Here is a 17,014-nt window from a genome sequence, read left to right as displayed (position 1 = left end):
GCCGCCGGTCGGCGGCGGCAAGCGCGGGCCGGGTCACGGCACCGGGCGCAACGCGGTAGATCGTATGGCCGGCAAGGCCGCGGTCGTTACACATAAAAGAGACAGCCAACCTTTGCATGGGATCAGGGTAAGCGCCCACGCGCCAGCTCTGGTCGACAGGAGACAGCATGGAAACCCGTATCCGGCGTGTCAAGACACGCCATATCATCCTGGCGGTCATGTGCCTGATGTATTTCATCTCGTACATCGATCGCGTGAACATTGCCGTGGCCGGTCCGTTGATCCGTCACGAGATGGGCCTCACGACCGTTCAGCTCGGCCTGGTGTTCTCGGCCTTCGCCTATCCGTATGCGGCGATGCAAATTGTTGGCGGTTGGCTCGCCGACAAGTTCGGTCCGAAACTGGTGCTCACGGTGCTTTCGTTGATCTGGGGCGTGGCCACGCTGGCTACGGGCTTCGCGGGCAGCGTCACGATGCTGGTCCTGATGCGCTTCGCGCTCGGTGTCGGCGAAGGCGGCGCGTTTCCTACCGCGACGCGCGCCTTTACTTACTGGATGCCGGTCGCCGAGCGTGGCTTCGCGCAGGGCATTACCCACAGCTTCGCGCGTCTGGGCGGCGCGGTCACGCCGCCGCTCGTACTGGCCGTGGTGGCCACGGGTGGCTGGCGCGACGCGTTCATTCTGCTCGGCATCGCGAGCCTCGCGTGGACCGTACTTTATCTCTTCGTATTCACTAACTCGCCGGAGCAGAACCGGCGCATCACGCCCGAGGAAACCGCAGAAATCGGCTACCGCGCCGGCGATTGCGACCGCGCGAAGCACGCGGCTACACCGTGGCGCAAACTGGTGCGCCGGATGTGGCTCGTCACCTTTGTCGACTTCTGCTATGGCTGGCTGCTGTGGGTCTATCTGACCTGGCTGCCGTCCTATCTGCGCGAGTCGCGCGGATTCGATCTCAAGCAACTGGCGCTTTTCACCGCGCTGCCGCTGCTCGCGGGGGTGGTCGGCGACACGCTCGGCGGCGTGGTGTCGGACAAGCTCTACAAGATGACCGGCCGTTTGCGCTTCGCTCGCTGTGCGGTGCTGGTGGTGGGCATGGGCGGCTCGCTGGTGTTTCTGCTGCCGATGGTCTCCGCCACTGATCCGCTCACGGCCGTGTGGTTCCTGTCGGCTTCGTTCTTCTTCCTTGAAATCACCAACCCCGTGCTGTGGACTTTGCCGCTCGACATTGCCGGCAAGTATGCGGGCACGGCCGGCGGCATGATGAACACGGGCTTCGGCGTGGCAGGGATGGTGTCGCCCGTGGTATTCGGCTATCTGATCGAGAAGACCGGCAGCTACAACGTGCCGTTCAATATCTCTGCCGGCCTGCTAGCGGTCGGTATCGTGGCGGCGCTATTCATCGACACCGGCAAGACCGTCGAGGCCGACGAGGAGCGCGAGCGCGCCGCCGGCGGAGAACTCGGCGGCATGGCGTCGTTCCTGCCGGCGGGGGCGGCGGTGCGGCTGGAGCGCCATCACTTGCGCCGGCCGTTGCGGTGGCGCAAGTGAAGCAGGCAACTGAAGCAGGCAACCGAAGCAAGGCGGCGGCTAGAGGCGCGCCGGCCAGGTTCATCTGGCCGGCTTGAGCGCGCGCAAGCGCCAGATCAGGCTCGACGTGTCGAAGCGGTTGCCGCCGAGCGATTGCACGTCGGCATAGAACTGGTCGACGAGCGCCGTCACCGGCAGCGACGCGCCGTTGCGCTTCGCTTCGTCGAGACAGAAGCCGAGGTCCTTGCGCATCCAGTCGACGGCAAAACCGTAGTCGAACTTGCCGTCGATCATGGTCTTGCCGCGATTGTCCATCTGCCAGCTGGCCGCCGCCCCCTTGCCGATCACCTGCAGCACGAGCGGCATGTCGAGGCCCGCGAGCTGGCCGAAGTTGATCGCTTCGGAGAGCCCCTGAACCATGCCGGCGATGCAGATCTGATTGACCATTTTCGCCAGTTGCCCGGCGCCGACGGCACCAATCAGCGTGACGGCCGCCGCGTAGTGCGCGAGCACCGGCGAGGCCTGCTCGAAGATGGCCGGCTCGCCGCCGCACATGATCGTCAGCTTGCCGTTCTGCGCGCCGGACTGACCGCCGGATACAGGCGCGTCGATGAAGTGCAGACCTTTCCGGCCCGCGATTTCAGCCAGTTCGCGCGCGACGTTCGCGGACGCTGTCGTGTGATCGACGAACGCGGACCCTGAGGCCATGCCGGCAAACGCGCCGTCGTCTCCGAGCGTGACGCTGCGCAGATCGTCGTCGTTGCCGACGCACGCGAGCACCAGTTCGGCGCCGTCCGCGGCTTCCCGCGGGGTGCCGGCCGCGCGGCCCCCGTACTCGGACACCCATTGTTGAGCTTTCGACGCGGTCCTGTTGTACACGGTCACGTCGAGGCCTGCTTTCGCGAGATGGCCGGCCATGGGGTAGCCCATTACGCCGAGGCCGAGAAACGCGACACGGCGAACGGTGGATGGGGCGGGCTGTGCGATGGGTTGATTCATTGGGGCTCCATAAGCTGGGCTGGGTTGGGGAGGGTGGGGTAATTATCAGGGTGCGGCCGTCCGGGCAGCCCCGAAGATGACAAAAATCTCATTTTTCCACCATGTTGGCACTGCGGCAGCGCCGTAGCATCGGTCGCACCTGGTCAACGGTTCACCTACCTATGCTCACGCGTCACCTTGCTGCCGTTCTTGCGCTTGCTGCGGTGAGCACGGCTTACGGAGAGCCGGCAACATCGCTTGCGCCGCTCAGTCCACCTGCGCCGTCGACTGCCCAGGCCGCGGCGCGCGAGAGCCTCGCCTTGCCGCTCGACGAGGCGCTCGGGATCGCGGCCGGGAACAACCCGTTGCTTCGCGGCGCGCGCGCCGACGCGGATGCGTCGAGCGGGACGTTCATGCAGGCGGGCGCCCGGCCCAATCCACAGATCTCGCTGCTGCAGGAGGGGTTCGGCGGCACCGATCGCACTTCGACGGCGCTGCTCAACCAGACCGTCGAACTCGGCGGCAAGCGTCAGGCTCGGCTCGACGTCGCGTCCTATGGGCGCGAAGTGGCGCTTGCATCGCTCGACGCGCGCGGCGCGGCCCTGCGCGCGGACGTCATCGCCGCGTTTTACGGAGTGCTCGCGGCTCAACGTCAGCTGCGGGTCGCGCAGGAGTCCGCCGAAATCGCGGCGCGCTCGGCGGAACTGGCGGAAAAACGCGCGCGGGCCGGCAAGGTGTCGCCGGTGGAGGCGACGAAGGCGCGGGTCGCCGCGACCGGCGTGCAGATCGAACAGGCCAACGCCGCCACGCGGCTGACGATCGCAGCGGAGAAGCTCGCGAACGTGACGGGCAGCCCGCTCGTGCGAGGACGCCCGGTGAGTGGCGACATTGAAAGCGTGCCGGCGATCGGGGCGCTTTCGCAACTCCTGCCTCACCTGTCCGACGCGCCGCTTGCGCGCGCCGCAAAGGCGGAGACGCTGCGGGCCAACGCCGCGATTTCCGTGGAGCGCGCAAAGCGCATCCCCGATGTCACGTTCAGCGTGGGCATGAAGCGCGTCGTCACGGGCGGCGTTCCCGGCAACCAGGCGGTGGTCGGCGTGTCGATTCCGCTCCCGATTTTCGACACCAACAAAGGCGCGCTGCTCGAATCGGTTCACAAAGCCGGGAAGGCGAGCGCCGACTTCGAAAGCGAAACCGCCCGCTTGCAACTGGAGCTGACGCAGGCCTACGCCAACTACGAGAGATCGAATCTGGAAGCACGGCGCCTGAAAACCGACGTGCTGCCAGCCGCGCGTGAGGCGCTCGACGCAATGTCGCGCGGCTACGAACTCGGCAAGTTCGCCTTTCTGGATGTGCTGGACGCGCAGCGCACGTTATTCCAGGGCCAGTCGCAATACATGCAGGCACTGGCCGACGCGCACTTTGCCTACGCCGACATCGGCCGGATTGTCGGCGTGCCGCTCGCCGACGTCTCCTCGCGCAACACCGCGGACCCATCGCCACGCTTACCGTGAAGGACTTGTCATGCCGCGCAGAAAACTCATCATCGCCATTGTGGCGACCCTCGGCAGTGTGAGCATCGCGCTCGCCGCTTTCGCGTTGACGCGCGAGTCGTCGAATGCTGAAGGCGCTTCGGGGGCCGCGCACACTTCAGCGGCAGCGCAGGCTTCGCCTGGCCGGAACGGAGGCACGGTTCTCGGCGACGGCGCACTATCCGTCGAAATCGTGCTCTCCGAGAAGCCGGGGGACGCGCGCCTCGTCGTCTATCCTCTTATCGACGGCCAGCAGGCGGACAAAGGCGTCGCCGTGTCGGGCTCCATCACTCGCTACGACGGCTCGAAGCTGCCGCTTCCGTTTGTGCCGGCAGGCCAGAAGTGGACCTCCGCCGAACCGATCGGCAAGCCTCACGTATTCGACGCAACCATCGACCTGAAGTGGCGCGGGCAATCCGCGTCGTTCGTTTTTTCCCAGGCCGATGGCGCGATCGCGCTCAGTGCGGCGCAAATCGAGGCGGCCCAGATTCGCCTCGGCGAAGTCGGTCCTGCCCAGATTCTCACGACATTCCAGCTGCCCGGCGAAATCCGCTTCAACGAGGATCGCACCGCCCACGTCGTGCCGCGTGTGGCGGGCATCGTGGAACGGGTGGGTGTGTCGACCGGCGAGCAAGTCGTGCGAGGGCAAGTGCTGGCGGTCATTGCCAGCACCGATCTTGCCGATCGCAGAAGTGAACTGCTCAGCGCGGAGCGCCGGCTCGCCGCGGCGAGAACTTCGTACGCACGCGAAAAGACCTTGTGGCAAGAGCGCATCTCGGCCGAGCAGGACTATCTGCAGGCGCAGGTGCAATTGCGTGAGGCCGAGATCGCCACGCAGAACGCCCGCGCGAAACTCTCCGCGCTGAATGCGCCGGCGTCGGCGGAGACATTGAATCGCTACGAGTTGCGCGCGCCGTTTGCCGGCACCGTAGTCGAAAAGCATGCGACGCCCGGCGAAGCGATCGCGGCGGACGCCAGGCTCTTCGTTCTGTCCGACCTCTCCTCCGTGTGGGCCGAGATGGCGGTGCCGGCCCAGCGTTTGAACGATGTGCGCGTCGGTCGCGACACCACCGTCAGCGCCACCGCATTCGAGTCGACATCGAGCGGTCCGGTGGCCTATGTCGGCGCGCTGCTCGGCGAGCAAACCCGTACCGCGCCGGCGCGCGTGGTACTGCCCAATCCCGACGGAGCATGGCGGCCTGGCATGTTCGTCAATGTGTCGGTGGACGCCGGGCGGCAAAGCGTGCCGCTCGCCGTGGCGGCCGATGCGTTGCAAGACATCGACGGCTCGCCCGCCGTTTTCGTGCAATCGCGCGGTGGCTTCGTCGCTCAGACCGTTCAGACCGGACGCCGCGACGACAAGGTCGTCGAAGTCGTGAGCGGACTTCGGCCGGGTCAAAAGTACGCCGCTTCGAACAGTTTCGTCCTCAAGGCTGAACTCGGAAAAGGCAGTGTCGAGGGACATTGACGCCCTGACGCCATGAAGCGCCTCGCACCTGCCGCGGGCAGGCCGCGCTCCCGTCACCCGGTTCCAAAGGACCATCTCCATGTTCGAGAGACTGATTCGCTTCGCCATCGCGCACCGTTGGTTAGTCATGCTGGCCATTGCCGCTGTCGCGGCGGTCGGCGTGTACAGCTATCAGAAGTTGCCTATCGACGCCGTGCCCGACATTACCAACGTTCAGGTTCAGATCAATACCTCCGCGCCGGGTTATTCGCCGCTCGAAGCGGAGCAACGCATTACGTACCCGGTGGAGACCGCGATGGCCGGTCTTCCCAATCTGGCGCAGACGCGTTCCATCTCGCGCTACGGGCTGTCGCAGGTCACGGTGATCTTCGAGGACGGCACCGACATTTACTTCGCACGTCAGCTCGTCAACGAAAGGATTCAGGAAGCCAAAGACAAGCTGCCGCCCGGCGCCACGCCGGCAATGGGTCCGACGTCCACGGGTCTCGGCGAGATCTACCTGTGGACAGTCGAGGCTGACGCGTCGGCCGTCAAGCCTGACGGGACCCGTTACACGCCCGCGGACCTGCGCGAGCTTCAGGACTGGGTCATCAAGCCACAACTGCGCAATGTGCCGGGTGTCACCGAGGTGAATTCCATCGGCGGTTTCGTGAAGGAGTTCCGGGTCGCGCCGAATCCCGCCAAGCTCATGTCCTATGGCTTGACGCTGGCGGACGTGGTGCACTCGCTCGAGCGCAACAACGACAACGTCGGCGCCGGCTACATCGAAAAACGCGGCGAACAGTATCTCGTGCGGGTGCCCGGCCAGGCTCGCTCGGTGGACGACATTTCCAATGTCGTGCTGACCAACGTGGGCGGCGTGCCGGTTCGCATCAAGGATGTCGGACAGGTGGATATCGGCCGTGAATTGCGGACGGGCGCCGCGACCTCGAACGGCGAAGAGGTGGTGCTCGGCACCGTATTCATGCTGATGGGAGAAAACAGCCGCACCGTTTCGAAGGCCGTCGCGAGCCGGATGGACGACGTGAATCGCACACTGCCCGCGGGTGTGCGCGCGATTCCGGTGTACGACCGCACCGTTCTCGTTGAGAAGGCGGTGCAGACGGTGAAGAAGAACCTGCTCGAAGGCGCGGTGCTCGTGATCGCCGTGCTGTTTCTTTTCCTCGGCAACCTGCGCGCCGCGCTGATTACAGCGCTCGTCATTCCGCTTTCCATGCTGATCACGTTCACCGGCATGGTCAACGCGAAGGTGAGTGCCAACCTCATGAGTCTGGGCGCGCTCGACTTCGGCATCATCGTCGACGGCGCGGTGGTGATCGTGGAAAACTGCGTCAGGCGGCTCGCGCATGCGCAGAAGCTCGCCGGCCGGCCGCTGACCCGCGAGGAGCGTTTCGCCGAAGTGTTCGGCGCGTCGCAGGAAGCGAGGCGCGCGTTGATATTCGGTCAACTGATCATCATGGTGGTCTACTTGCCGATCTTCGCGCTCACAGGCGTCGAGGCGAAGATGTTTCACCCCATGGCGATCACTGTCGTGATGGCGCTGGCCGCTGCGATGGTGTTGACAGTCACCTTCATTCCTGCTGCTATTGCACTGTTTATCGGCAAACGCGTCGAAGAAAAGGAAAACCGCTTGATGGGCTGGGCGAGGCGGCTCTACGAACCGCTGCTCGCCGCCTTCATGACGCGTCCGAAACGGGTGTTTGTCGGCGCGGTGGTGATCGTCACGTTGAGTACCGGGCTGGCGGTGCGCCTTGGCAGCGAGTTCGTCCCGAGTCTGAACGAGGGCGACCTCGCCGTCGCCGCGCTGCGCATTCCGGGCACGAGTCTCTCCCAGTCGGTCAGCATGCAAAAGGCCATTGAGAAGACGTTGAAGCAACGGTTTGCGGAAATCGAACGCGTGTTTGCCCGCACGGGCACCGCCGAAATCGCAGCGGACCCGATGCCGCCCAACCTGTCGGACGGCTACATCATGCTCAAGCCGACGGACCAGTGGCCGGATCCGAACAAGCCGCGCGAGAAGCTGGTGGAGGAGATCGAAGCGGTGCTCGCAGAGCTGCCAGGGAATGCATATGAATTCTCTCAACCCATTCAGCTTCGCTTTAACGAATTGATCTCGGGGGTGCGTAGCGACGTGGCGGTGAAGCTCTTTGGCGACGACATGGCGGTGCTCAACGGCACGGGCGAGCAGATCGCGGCGGCATTGCAAAAAGTGCCGGGCGCCGCCGAAGTCAGGGTGGAGCAAACCACAGGCTTGCCGGTTCTGACCATCAACGTCGAGCGCGACAAATTGGCGCGCTATGGCGTCACGGTCGGCGACATTCAGGACACGGTCGCGGCGGCGGTGGGCGGCAAGAAGGCCGGCACGCTGTTCCAGGGCGACCGGCGCTTCGATATCGTGGTGCGGTTGCCGGACGAACTGCGTTCGGACATCGAGGCGATCAAGCGGCTGCCGATTGCGTTGCCGTCTGCGTTGCCGTCTGCGTTCCCGTTTGCGCCGTCGTCCGCGTCGGCGGCAGGCGGTGGCGTGCCCGTCGTTCAGGCGCCGTACGTGCCGCTCGCCGAACTGGCCACGGTCGAGCTCGCGCCGGGTCCGAACCAGATCAGCCGGGAAGACGGCAAGCGGCGCGTCGTGGTGAGCGCGAATGTCCGGGGCCGCGATGTCGGCTCGTTCGTGGCGGATGCGCGCGAGCAGATACGGCGGGACGTGCAGGCGCCGGCGGGCTACTGGCTGTCGTGGGGCGGACAGTTCGAGCAGTTGCAAAGCGCGAGCGAGCGCCTGAAGCTGGTCGTGCCGCTGTCGCTCTTCATGGTGTTTGTCCTGCTCTTCATCATGTTTAATAATGTTAAGGATGGCTTGCTGGTCTTCACCGGTATTCCATTTGCATTGAGTGGCGGCGTGCTGTCGCTCTGGTTGAGGGATATTCCGCTTTCCATTACCGCAGCGGTCGGGTTCATTGCGCTATCGGGCGTCGCGGTGCTGAACGGGCTCGTCATGATTGCCTTCATCAGAAATCTGCGGGAGCAGGGCGTGGAACTGGACGCGGCGGTTCGTGAGGGCGCCGTGACGCGTCTGCGGCCCGTCTTGATGACCGCGCTCGTCGCCTCGCTCGGGTTCTTGCCCATGGCCTTCGCAACCGGCACGGGTTCGGAAGTGCAGCGCCCTCTGGCAACGGTGGTGATTGGCGGCATCCTGTCGTCCACGGCGCTGACACTGCTGGTTTTACCCATGCTGTACCGAACCGCTCACGCGTCGTCGTGGCGCGCCGTTGCCGTGAGCCGGCTGGCGCAAGCCGCGCCGGGGCGGATACTGCGCCGGCTTGGCTTTTTCTAGAGGTGGTTCGCATGCGGATTCTGTTAGTGGAAGACGAGCCGAAGACCGGCGCCTATCTTCGCAAAGGCTTGTCGGAGGCGGGATACGTCGTCGATTGGGCCGAAGACGGCGTCACGGGTCAGCACCAGGCGGAGTCGGAAGACTACGACCTGCTGATCCTCGACGTGATGCTGCCGGGACAGGACGGCTGGACGCTACTGAAGAATCTTCGCCGCACACGGTCCACGCCGGTGCTGTTTCTCACCGCACGCGACGACGTGGGAGACCGCGTCAAGGGGCTGGAACTCGGTGCCGACGACTATCTCGCGAAGCCGTTCGACTTCGTCGAACTGGTGGCGCGCGTCAGATCGATCCTCAGGCGCGGAAAGCCACGCGAATCCATGTCGCTGCAGGTCGCCGATCTTGAACTGGACCTGACGCGACGCAAGGCGACCCGTCAGGGCGACGTGATCCTGCTGACCGCGAAGGAGTTCACGCTGCTGTGGCTGCTCATGCGCAAGGAAGGGGAGATCCTGCCCCGCGCGACGATCGCCTCGCAGGTGTGGGACATGAACTTCAACAGCGATACGAACGTGGTGGATTCGGCAATCAGGAGGCTGCGCTCCAAGGTCGACGACGCCTATGAACCCAAGCTCATTCATACGGTGAGAGGGATGGGATACGTGCTGGAAGTCAGAGGCGGTAGCAATTAATGAGAGGCGCGGTGTCAAGAACGCTCCAGTCGCGGCTGACTGTCCTGATCATTCTGTCGACATCGGTCATTCTCGCGTTGAGCGGCCTCGCGCTGTATGGCGCGCTGCGCAGCCGCCTGGAGTCCACCTCGACCGAGCTGATGTCCGGCACGTTGGCGGCGCTGGAGTCGCATCTGGCCGGCAGTCAGAACATCGAGGATATCGTCCGCGACGCACAGACGTGGATCGACTTGCTGCACGGCCACCAGAACATGGCGCTCGCTGTCTACGATACGGCGGGCCAACGCCTCGTCAGCACGCCTGGGTTTCAGTCGTACGCGCCGATTCTCGCAACCCGCGCGAGCGAGGCCAGCACCGAACTGACACGCGCCGACTTGAATCTTCGCTACCTCGTCGCCATGGTGCCGCTCGACGCCGCGACGGGGCGGTGGGTGCGCATCGCCGTTCAGTACGATAGAACCAATGACCGGGCGCTGTTGCGGGCGCACGCCTACACGGCGGTCATCATCGAAGTGTTCGGTGTGATTCTCGCCGCCGCGTTCGCCTACGGGATCGCCACGCTGGGCTTGCTCCCGCTGCGCAGGCTGGCAGCCCAGGCTGAGGCGATGTCGACCAGCCGCCTCGCGCAACCTTTGCCGGAACTCGATGCGTCGGGGGAATTGAAGGAGCTGGAGCAGGCCTTCAACGGCATGCTGGCGCGGCTCGACGAGTCGTTCACCCGGCTCAGTCAGTTCTCCTCCAATCTGGCGCACGATATGCGCACGCCGCTAACCAATCTGCTCGCCGCCGCTCAGGTGGCGCTGTCGCAACCTCGGACCGCGGAGGACTACCGCGACGTGATCGAATCGAGCGTGGATGAGTATCAACGACTGTCGCGCATGATCGAGGACATGCTGTTCCTCGCGCGCTCGGAGCAGGCTGATGCGGCCTTGTCCCTGCGCGCGCTCGACGCAGCCGCGGAAGCCGAACGCGTCGCCGGCTATTACGAGCCGATGGCCGAAGACGCGCAGGTGAGGATCGAGGTGACGGGGCAGGGTACGGTGCATGCCGATCTGCTTCTCTTCCAACGGGCGCTCAGCAATCTGCTGTCGAACGCGCTCGTGCAGGCGCCGAAGGGCAGCACCATTACTATCGACTGCAAGGAAGAGGCGAATTCAACCACGCTGACCGTGTCGGACTCGGGACCTGGTATCGAGGCGCATCATCTCAAGCGCATCTTCGAGCGGTTTTATCGTGTCGACCCTTCGCGGCAAGGCTCGGCCTCGGGTACGGGGCTTGGCCTCGCGATCGTGAAATCGATCATGAACAGTCACGCGGGACACTGCGGGTGCGAGAGCCAGCCCTACGTTCGAACCCGCTTCTGGTTGCGTTTTCCCCGGCGTCACGACCTGAGCATGCCGGTGACCCGCGGCGCCGTGCGCAAGGATTGAGAGAACGCGTTCGGCGGCACACTCGCAATCAGACGCGCCGCCGGGTCACTGCTCCCGGCGGCGCGCGCGGCTATCGGGCCGCGATGCTGTCGTGATGATCCACCGGCGGTGTCGTTTCGCCCGCATGCCAGGTGATGGCGTGCAACTCCTTGTTGCGGGCAATCCTGTCGGCACTGGGCGGATACTGTGTCTTGCTGTTTGGAATCACACCGTCATGCTGAGCCTGAACCAGTTCCTGATTCACCTGAGCGCGGGACTTGCCTTGTGCCTGCGCAACCTGAGAGGCCGCGCCGATCATCGTCATGGCGACAACGCATAGGGTGCAGAGCTTGGCGTTCATATTGAAAACCTCCTTAGTGATGACCGCCGGTCGGCGATCCATGAGCGCAGTATGGATCGCAGGCGGTGTGCCATCGTGACCGCGACATGAGAAAACTGTCACGTCCCGGCGTATCGAAGAAGTGATAACTGGTGCGGCCTGCATGAGATTTTTGTCATGTCGGCGTGAGACTGGCGGCGACCTTCGTGGAGCAGGATGACACGTCTTCTGTCACGAGCGTCCGGGCGGCGAAACATGCGTGCATTCACGTTGAAGTATTCTTTCGCGGCCTTCCTTGCCGCGAGTCTCGCCGGATGTGCGAGTAACAGTGGCAAGTCGCCGGCATCCGCGAGCATATCGACCTCGACACAAACGGCGGAGCCGCCGAATCTCGCGCCGGGCGAGCAGATCGACTATGCGGGCCATCGCTGCGGCAATCCGAATCTGTATGTGAAGACGCATCTGTGTATCTTCCCGCGTCGATAGTGCTCTCGGCGTGACTGGCCTCGTATGGCAGCCGTCGCGTTCACGCACGCCGCCGTTTTCACGCATGCCGCGCGGATCTCGTTGGAGCCCTGCCGATACGGGTCTTCGGCAAATTCGCGGTTCTCGCTGCTAGACACTCGACCCACCGCCGTTTCTCCAGATTCGGAAACAATCCTCCCCACCGGCGGCCCTTACTCTCGATGGCTCACCTTTCTAGACTGTCATCACCGAGTTGCGAACAGGGTTGTTCGTAGCAGGACAAAGCAAAGTCTGGAGGTAGAGTCATCATGAAGTCGCTTATTCAAGCCGTTGTAGTTGCCGCTGCTCTTGCCGCGCCGGTTGCCGTGTTCGCTCAATCGAACCAGCCGCTCACACGTGCGCAAGTGCGCGCCGAACTGATCGAACTGGAGCAGGCGGGTTACAACCCGGCGCGCGGTGAAGATCCGACCTATCCGGCCGATATTCAGGCCGCTGAAGCCAAGGTGGCGGCACGTCATGCCGCGACAGGTTTCGGCGGTGGCACGAGCGGCTCGTCGGACGCGGGACGTCCGGCCGTTTCCAAAGCGGACTGGAATGCGATGTACGACCATCCGTGATCTGCGTGATGCGTGAGACTGCGAGCCCGCGCTGCTAACGGCGGGATCGCAGTCATGCCGAAACGCATGCTGTTTCTAGAGGCCTGCGTGCCCGGCAACCTCGTCGACCAGTTCGGCGATGTCGTGAACGTCCACCGTGCACCCATCCTTGTTTTTCACGCCACGCCCCCACGCCTGTACATGCACGCCCGGCGTCAGATACTCGATGAGTTCGCTGGCGGCATGCGGCGGCATACGCAGCGAGGTGCCGTCTTCCAGCAGCGCGCCGCGCAGTTCGCCCTTCGGCCCATAGAGCGGCATGATGACTTCGCCTTGCACGTCCATCGGTTCGCCGTGGAGTTCGTGGCCGTGTTCATGCTTCGGGCCATGATCGTGCGGCGCGGGGCCTTCGTCGACGATCTCGGCGCCTTGCCGCGTTGTCAGTGAGACCGCGGCGATCAGATCGGCGCCACGCGGTTTCACGCCGCGTACGCGCACCGTTTCGCCCGGCGTTACCTGGCGTGTGATCTGTTTGCCGAGATGCGGCGGGAAATGCACCTGTTGTTGCGCACCGTCCGCAAGTTGAAGAATGAAGCCGTCGGCATCGCCGTGCGGGTTGAGCAGAAACAGCACGACTTTGCCGCGCGTTTCGGGCAGGCAGGCGGGGTCGATCCAATGCATGGTGAAGCTCCTAATTCGAATGATGGATTGGGATTACCTGGGCAGGTCGCCGTAAAGCACCGTGAGATTGCCGGGCGTACCGAACGCGGTCGCCTGCAGCGATTCACCGTAGCGATTACGTGTGCCATAGCCTTGCGCCGCGACCATTGCGCCCGGTTGCATCAGGTTCGTGAATCGCGCGGCCGCGGCCGGCGTGAGCTTGATGACCGTACCGTCGATGAGAAGCACGCCGTCGGGCTCGCCGCGCGGCGCGCTGGTGACGCGCAGCACGCGGCCCGCGGCGTCGAGCTTGACGAGTCCGACACCGGCGAGCGATTTCGGCAGCCGTTGCGCATCGGGCGGCGGCGGTTGATCGACAATGCTGCGGCCGCTTTTCGTGTCGGCGATCTGGCCGGCGCGCAGCGTTCCGCTCGCCTGCGCGAAGCCGTTCACATTGACGCTCGCACCCGGCGCGATCGTGGCGGCCACCTGAGTGCCGAGATGCGGCGGGAACCGGACGAGCGTGTTGTCAGCGAGCAGCATGCCGTCGACATCGCCCTCCGGATTGATCACGAAACGCCGCACTACGCCGCTTACTGTTGTGGGAACGCCATCACGCGGGCCAGCGAGCGGTGGCGGTGGCATGGGTGCGTCGGCGGCAGGCGCGGGTGGCGGCATCGGTGCGGCGGATCTCGGCGCGGGTGGTGCCATCGGCGCACTGTCCAAAGCTCGCGGCACGGGTTGGGCAGCGCAGGCTGCCGTCGCCGCAATGACAGTGAGCGCGGCCGCTGCGCGCGCGATCGGGTTGAGATGGTTCATCGTTGACTCCTTCGACTGCAATGTCGTACAGGAGTATTCGCAACCACTGTGCCATGCCGCTAAGGCTTGTTGCATAAGGCTTTGCGCTGTGCCATGCCAGCGTGGCCGTCGTCTCGCTGGACAGCCGGTGTCAGCCGGCTGGACACCGGCGAGCGCTTCAGCCGAGCTTGTAGGCGGCGATCTTCGTATAGAGCGACTGACGGCTGATACCGAGGCGGCGCGCCGCCTCAGCGCGATTGCCCACGGTCTGCTGCAATGCGCGTTCGATCGCGGCGCGCTCCAGCCATTCGATCGCCTGCGGCAGCGGCAAATCGAGCAGCGCGCTCGGAATCTCGCTCACGCCGGCGCGCGGCGCATTGAGAAAAGCCAGATCGTCCGCGGTGACGAGCGGACCGCGCGCGAGTGCGGCGACTCGCTCCATCGCGTTCTTCAACTCGCGGACGTTGCCGGGCCATGCATAGGCGAGAAGCCGCCGCTCGGCATCGCCGCTCAAGGTCCGCGCCGGACCGGCAAGATGCGCGGCGGCTACGAGAAAATGCGCGGCGAGCGGGAGAATGTCGTCGGGACGATCTCGCAACGGCGGCAGGTGAATTGGAATCACGTTGAGCCGGTAGAACAGGTCCTCGCGAAAGGTGCGCGCCGCCACTTCCGCTGCGAGGTCGCGGTGCGTCGCGGCTACGATCCGCACGTCGATAGCGACGCTTGCGTTGCTGCCGACCGGCGTGAGCGTGCGTTCCTGAATCACGCGCAACAGCTTGGCCTGCATCGGCAACGGCAGGTCGCCGATTTCGTCGAGAAACAGCGTGCCGCCGTTCGCCTCGGCGATGCGGCCGGCTCGCTGCGCCACCGCGCCCGTAAACGCGCCTTTGGCGTGGCCGAATAGTTCGCTCTCCAGAAGTTCGGCGGGAATGGCCGCGCAGTTGATCGCAACGAACGGCGCATGCCGGCGCCGCGACGCATCGTGCAGCACGCGTGCCGCGACCTCCTTGCCGGTGCCGGTTTCGCCCGTGATCAGAACGGTCGACTCCGTGGCGGCCGCGCGGCCGATCTGCTTTTGCGCGTCGCGCAACGCTTCGCTGTTGCCCAGCAGGCGAGGTGTGCCGGCGTCGCCGGTTTCCTCGTGCGACAGCGGCAATGCCGGGCCCGGCGAGCCGCGATTCGACGCTTCGATCTTGCCGAGGAGGGACGCGATGGCGTCGCGCCCCACCGGCTTGGTCAGGTGCTCGAAGGCGCCGAGCCGCATCGCGTGAATGGTGTTGTCGCTGGTGGCGAAGGCGGTCAGCACGACCACCGGCAGTGTCTCGCGCGCCGGCATCGCGCGCAGACGTTCGAGTACTTCGATGCCGCTCAGGTCCGCCATTCTGATGTCGAGAAACATGCAGTCCACGCGCGCGCTGCCGGCTAATACGGCAAGCGCGTCGTGGCCGCTGCCGGCTTGCGCGACGACATGGCCAAGGTCGCCCAGCGTTTCAGCGAGGCTTTCGCGGAAGGCGTCGTCGTCGTCGACGATCAGGATGTGCGCCATGGGATCTCGATCACAAAACAGGCTCCGCGCTCGCGCGCTTCGTAAAAGGCGCTGCCGCCATGCGCGGCAGCGATCTCGCGTACCACCGCGAGGCCGAGCCCCGAGCCGGCGGCGTGGCCGGTCACGAACGGCTCGAAGATGCGCTCGCGCTCGGCGGGAGGCACACCGGGACCGTCGTCGGCGACTTCGATTCGCAGCGTGTCGGCGGCGCGCGCCGCGCTCAGCGTTACATGGCCGCCGGATGGCGTGTGGCGCAGAGCGTTGAGGATCAGATTATCGATCGCGCGCGCCAGTTGATCGGCATCGAAAGTAGCTTGCGCGGGAAGGCCGTCCGCGTAAGCCAGCGCCAGTGCGATGCCGGCCCGCGCCGCCGCGTCATGATGCCATTCCACGCGTTCGGCGAGCCATAGGCGCAAGTCGACACTATGGGCTTCGATCCGCACGGGCTGGGTCAACGCCAGCAGTCCGGAAAGCTGGCGCTCCACGCGCTGAATCTGTTCGAGGATCGTGCCGAGGGCGCGCTGTTTGCGTTCGACGTCGCCGTTCAGCGCGTTTTCCGCCTTGAGCCGCATCGCGCCGATCGGATTGCGGATCTCGTGCGCCATTTGCGCGGAGAAGCGGCCGATCGCCGCGAAGCGTTCCGCGGCCGCGAGCTGCGTATGCAGTTCGCCGGCTTGCTGCTGCAACGACGTGGCACGCGCGCCATAGGCGTTGAACGCCTGGACGATCTTGTCGAGGTCCGGCTCGCCCGTCGGCGCGATCGGCGTGAACAAGTCGGCGGGCCGGCTCAGGCTGGCTTCGATGCGCGCGAGATTGGCGCGCCAGCGACGCAGCAGAACGCCGAGCGCGATCGCAATCCCGACGATCACCGCCAGCAGCACCGCGAGCGTCGTGACAAGCGTTTTGCCGGAGGACCCAAGCGGCGGATGCACGCGCGACAGCGTCCAGGCGAAGAGGCCGTCGCGATGCGGCACCGGACAGGCGGTGACGATCACGGCGTCCTGCTGGCCTTCGACGAAATCGGATGCCGCCGCGCGGCTGGTGGACGCCGCGCGCAGCGTGCGCAGGATCAGCGGCGTCTCGGCATCGGGGATGTCGCGTTTGATGCCGCTGCCCTGGTAGGTCGGAAACGCGTAAGCATCGAAGCTGCCGCGTGCCGCGCCGTCCGGCCGCCAGAAGCCGCCTTCCACGCCCTCCATCTGCGCGAGCACGATGTCGAGGATCGCGTGCATCAGGTCCGTGTTCGGCGTGGCGAGTGGGACGGGCGGCGTGGCGGCGGGCGGAGTCCCGGTTTGAGCGGCGCGCGGCGCGGCGGGAGGCTGGGGTGTGCGGTCGATCGACAGGTCGTAGCGCGACCCGATCGTCTCGCAGCCGGCCAGTCCCTGCTGCCGCGCAAGGCCGATCTGGCGGCCGAGATTGGCCTGTGCCATGAACCAGACGAGCCCGATCAGGACCGCGCACATTATCGCGACCAGCAACCAGAAAACCACCAACTGACTGGCGAACGATAAACGTCGGGGAACTGCGGTCATGAGTGCGCCGGGAAGGATGGGAGCTAAACAGTAGCAAGAATTCAGCCTGTGTTGCGCCTTTCGCGACCGGCGAGTCGAGATTCGCTTGAATGGGGCGGCGGCAGGTCGTCTGTTGCGCTGCTGGACAGCGTTTGTCCA

General features: G+C 65.1%; 14 protein-coding genes. 8 read left to right on the top strand and 6 right to left on the bottom strand.

The annotated features are described in order from the left end of the window. The first annotated feature begins 167 nt into the window (after window positions 1–167). Window positions 168–1,550, top strand: a complete 1,383-nt coding sequence (locus P0D68_RS02325; protein WP_091806980.1) for an MFS transporter — start codon at window positions 168–170, stop codon at window positions 1,548–1,550. A 60-nt stretch (window positions 1,551–1,610) separates the two neighbouring features. Here the strand turns inward: P0D68_RS02325 and P0D68_RS02320 are convergent, their stop codons facing one another. Beyond that, window positions 1,611–2,528: an NAD(P)-dependent oxidoreductase gene (locus tag P0D68_RS02320; protein ID WP_091806981.1), complete on the bottom strand. Its 918-nt coding sequence runs from the start codon at window positions 2,526–2,528 to the stop codon at window positions 1,611–1,613. A 161-nt stretch (window positions 2,529–2,689) separates the two neighbouring features. On the opposite strand from P0D68_RS02320, the gene P0D68_RS02315 reads away from it, so the two are divergent. The 5 genes from P0D68_RS02315 to P0D68_RS02295 all read left to right on the top strand — a co-directional run bounded on the left by P0D68_RS02315 (window position 2,690) and on the right by P0D68_RS02295 (window position 10,960). Continuing rightward, entirely contained in the window at window positions 2,690–4,021 is a 1,332-nt protein-coding gene (locus P0D68_RS02315) for a TolC family protein (RefSeq protein ID WP_408300103.1), read from the top strand. A 10-nt stretch (window positions 4,022–4,031) separates the two neighbouring features. Continuing rightward, window positions 4,032–5,507, top strand: coding sequence for an efflux RND transporter periplasmic adaptor subunit (locus P0D68_RS02310; protein ID WP_408300101.1), 1,476 nt, complete (start codon window positions 4,032–4,034; stop codon window positions 5,505–5,507). Between the two features lie 79 nt (window positions 5,508–5,586). Then, entirely contained in the window at window positions 5,587–8,838 is a 3,252-nt protein-coding gene (locus P0D68_RS02305) for an efflux RND transporter permease subunit (protein WP_408300099.1), read from the top strand. 11 nt (window positions 8,839–8,849) lie between these two features. Then, a complete protein-coding gene (gene irlR / locus P0D68_RS02300) occupies window positions 8,850–9,530 on the top strand; it encodes a heavy metal response regulator transcription factor IrlR (protein ID WP_091806989.1) in 681 nt (226 codons plus the stop codon). Continuing rightward, window positions 9,530–10,960, top strand: coding sequence for a heavy metal sensor histidine kinase (locus P0D68_RS02295; protein WP_408300097.1), 1,431 nt, complete (start codon window positions 9,530–9,532; stop codon window positions 10,958–10,960). Before irlR ends, P0D68_RS02295 begins: the two co-directional genes overlap by 1 nt. Window positions 10,961–11,030: 70 nt before the next feature. Here the strand turns inward: P0D68_RS02295 and P0D68_RS02290 are convergent, their stop codons facing one another. Next, window positions 11,031–11,300, bottom strand: a complete 270-nt coding sequence (locus P0D68_RS02290) for a DUF4148 domain-containing protein (protein WP_408185538.1) — start codon at window positions 11,298–11,300, stop codon at window positions 11,031–11,033. Between the two features lie 234 nt (window positions 11,301–11,534). On the opposite strand from P0D68_RS02290, the gene P0D68_RS02285 reads away from it, so the two are divergent. After that, window positions 11,535–11,765, top strand: a complete 231-nt coding sequence (locus P0D68_RS02285) for a hypothetical protein (RefSeq protein WP_408300095.1) — start codon at window positions 11,535–11,537, stop codon at window positions 11,763–11,765. Between the two features lie 287 nt (window positions 11,766–12,052). After that, window positions 12,053–12,361, top strand: coding sequence for a DUF4148 domain-containing protein (locus P0D68_RS02280; protein WP_091806996.1), 309 nt, complete (start codon window positions 12,053–12,055; stop codon window positions 12,359–12,361). Window positions 12,362–12,436: 75 nt separating this feature from the next. Here the strand turns inward: P0D68_RS02280 and P0D68_RS02275 are convergent, their stop codons facing one another. The 4 genes from P0D68_RS02275 to P0D68_RS02260 form a co-directional block, all read right to left on the bottom strand. Beyond that, window positions 12,437–13,021: a hypothetical protein gene (locus P0D68_RS02275; RefSeq protein ID WP_408300093.1), complete on the bottom strand. Its 585-nt coding sequence runs from the start codon at window positions 13,019–13,021 to the stop codon at window positions 12,437–12,439. 33 nt (window positions 13,022–13,054) lie between these two features. Continuing rightward, a complete protein-coding gene (locus P0D68_RS02270) occupies window positions 13,055–13,819 on the bottom strand; it encodes a hypothetical protein (RefSeq protein WP_408300091.1) in 765 nt (254 codons plus the stop codon). Window positions 13,820–13,976: 157 nt separating this feature from the next. Further along, window positions 13,977–15,344, bottom strand: coding sequence for a sigma-54-dependent transcriptional regulator (locus P0D68_RS02265; RefSeq protein ID WP_408300089.1), 1,368 nt, complete (start codon window positions 15,342–15,344; stop codon window positions 13,977–13,979). After that, window positions 15,329–16,876 (bottom strand): sensor histidine kinase, encoded by a 1,548-nt coding sequence (locus P0D68_RS02260; RefSeq protein WP_408300087.1) that lies wholly within the window; start codon window positions 16,874–16,876, stop codon window positions 15,329–15,331. Before P0D68_RS02260 ends, P0D68_RS02265 begins: the two co-directional genes overlap by 16 nt. Window positions 16,877–17,014 lie beyond the last annotated feature (138 nt).

Source organism: Paraburkholderia sp. RL17-380-BIE-A, from assembly GCF_046028085.1.
In the GTDB taxonomy this organism is placed as follows: domain Bacteria; phylum Pseudomonadota; class Gammaproteobacteria; order Burkholderiales; family Burkholderiaceae; genus Paraburkholderia.
Note: the sequence above shows the minus strand (reverse complement) of the source record. Positions and strands in the feature narration are given on the sequence as shown.

Bases quoted from the DNA above. Each gene is read 5' to 3' on its own strand.
- P0D68_RS02310 (WP_408300101.1), top strand. From the start codon at position 4,032: ATGCCGCGCAGAAAACTCATCATCGCCATTGTGGCGACCCTCGGCAGT.
- P0D68_RS02280 (WP_091806996.1), top strand. From the start codon at position 12,053: ATGAAGTCGCTTATTCAAGCCGTTGTAGTTGCCGCTGCTCTTGCCGCG.
- P0D68_RS02315 (WP_408300103.1), top strand. From the start codon at position 2,690: ATGCTCACGCGTCACCTTGCTGCCGTTCTTGCGCTTGCTGCGGTGAGC.
- P0D68_RS02305 (WP_408300099.1), top strand. From the start codon at position 5,587: ATGTTCGAGAGACTGATTCGCTTCGCCATCGCGCACCGTTGGTTAGTC.
- P0D68_RS02275 (WP_408300093.1), bottom strand. From the start codon at position 13,021: ATGCATTGGATCGACCCCGCCTGCCTGCCCGAAACGCGCGGCAAAGTC.
- irlR (WP_091806989.1), top strand. From the start codon at position 8,850: ATGCGGATTCTGTTAGTGGAAGACGAGCCGAAGACCGGCGCCTATCTT.
- P0D68_RS02295 (WP_408300097.1), top strand. From the start codon at position 9,530: ATGAGAGGCGCGGTGTCAAGAACGCTCCAGTCGCGGCTGACTGTCCTG.
- P0D68_RS02260 (WP_408300087.1), bottom strand. From the start codon at position 16,876: ATGACCGCAGTTCCCCGACGTTTATCGTTCGCCAGTCAGTTGGTGGTT.
- P0D68_RS02320 (WP_091806981.1), bottom strand. From the start codon at position 2,528: ATGAATCAACCCATCGCACAGCCCGCCCCATCCACCGTTCGCCGTGTC.
- P0D68_RS02285 (WP_408300095.1), top strand. From the start codon at position 11,535: ATGCGTGCATTCACGTTGAAGTATTCTTTCGCGGCCTTCCTTGCCGCG.
- P0D68_RS02290 (WP_408185538.1), bottom strand. From the start codon at position 11,300: ATGAACGCCAAGCTCTGCACCCTATGCGTTGTCGCCATGACGATGATC.
- P0D68_RS02325 (WP_091806980.1), top strand. From the start codon at position 168: ATGGAAACCCGTATCCGGCGTGTCAAGACACGCCATATCATCCTGGCG.
- P0D68_RS02265 (WP_408300089.1), bottom strand. From the start codon at position 15,344: ATGGCGCACATCCTGATCGTCGACGACGACGACGCCTTCCGCGAAAGC.
- P0D68_RS02270 (WP_408300091.1), bottom strand. From the start codon at position 13,819: ATGAACCATCTCAACCCGATCGCGCGCGCAGCGGCCGCGCTCACTGTC.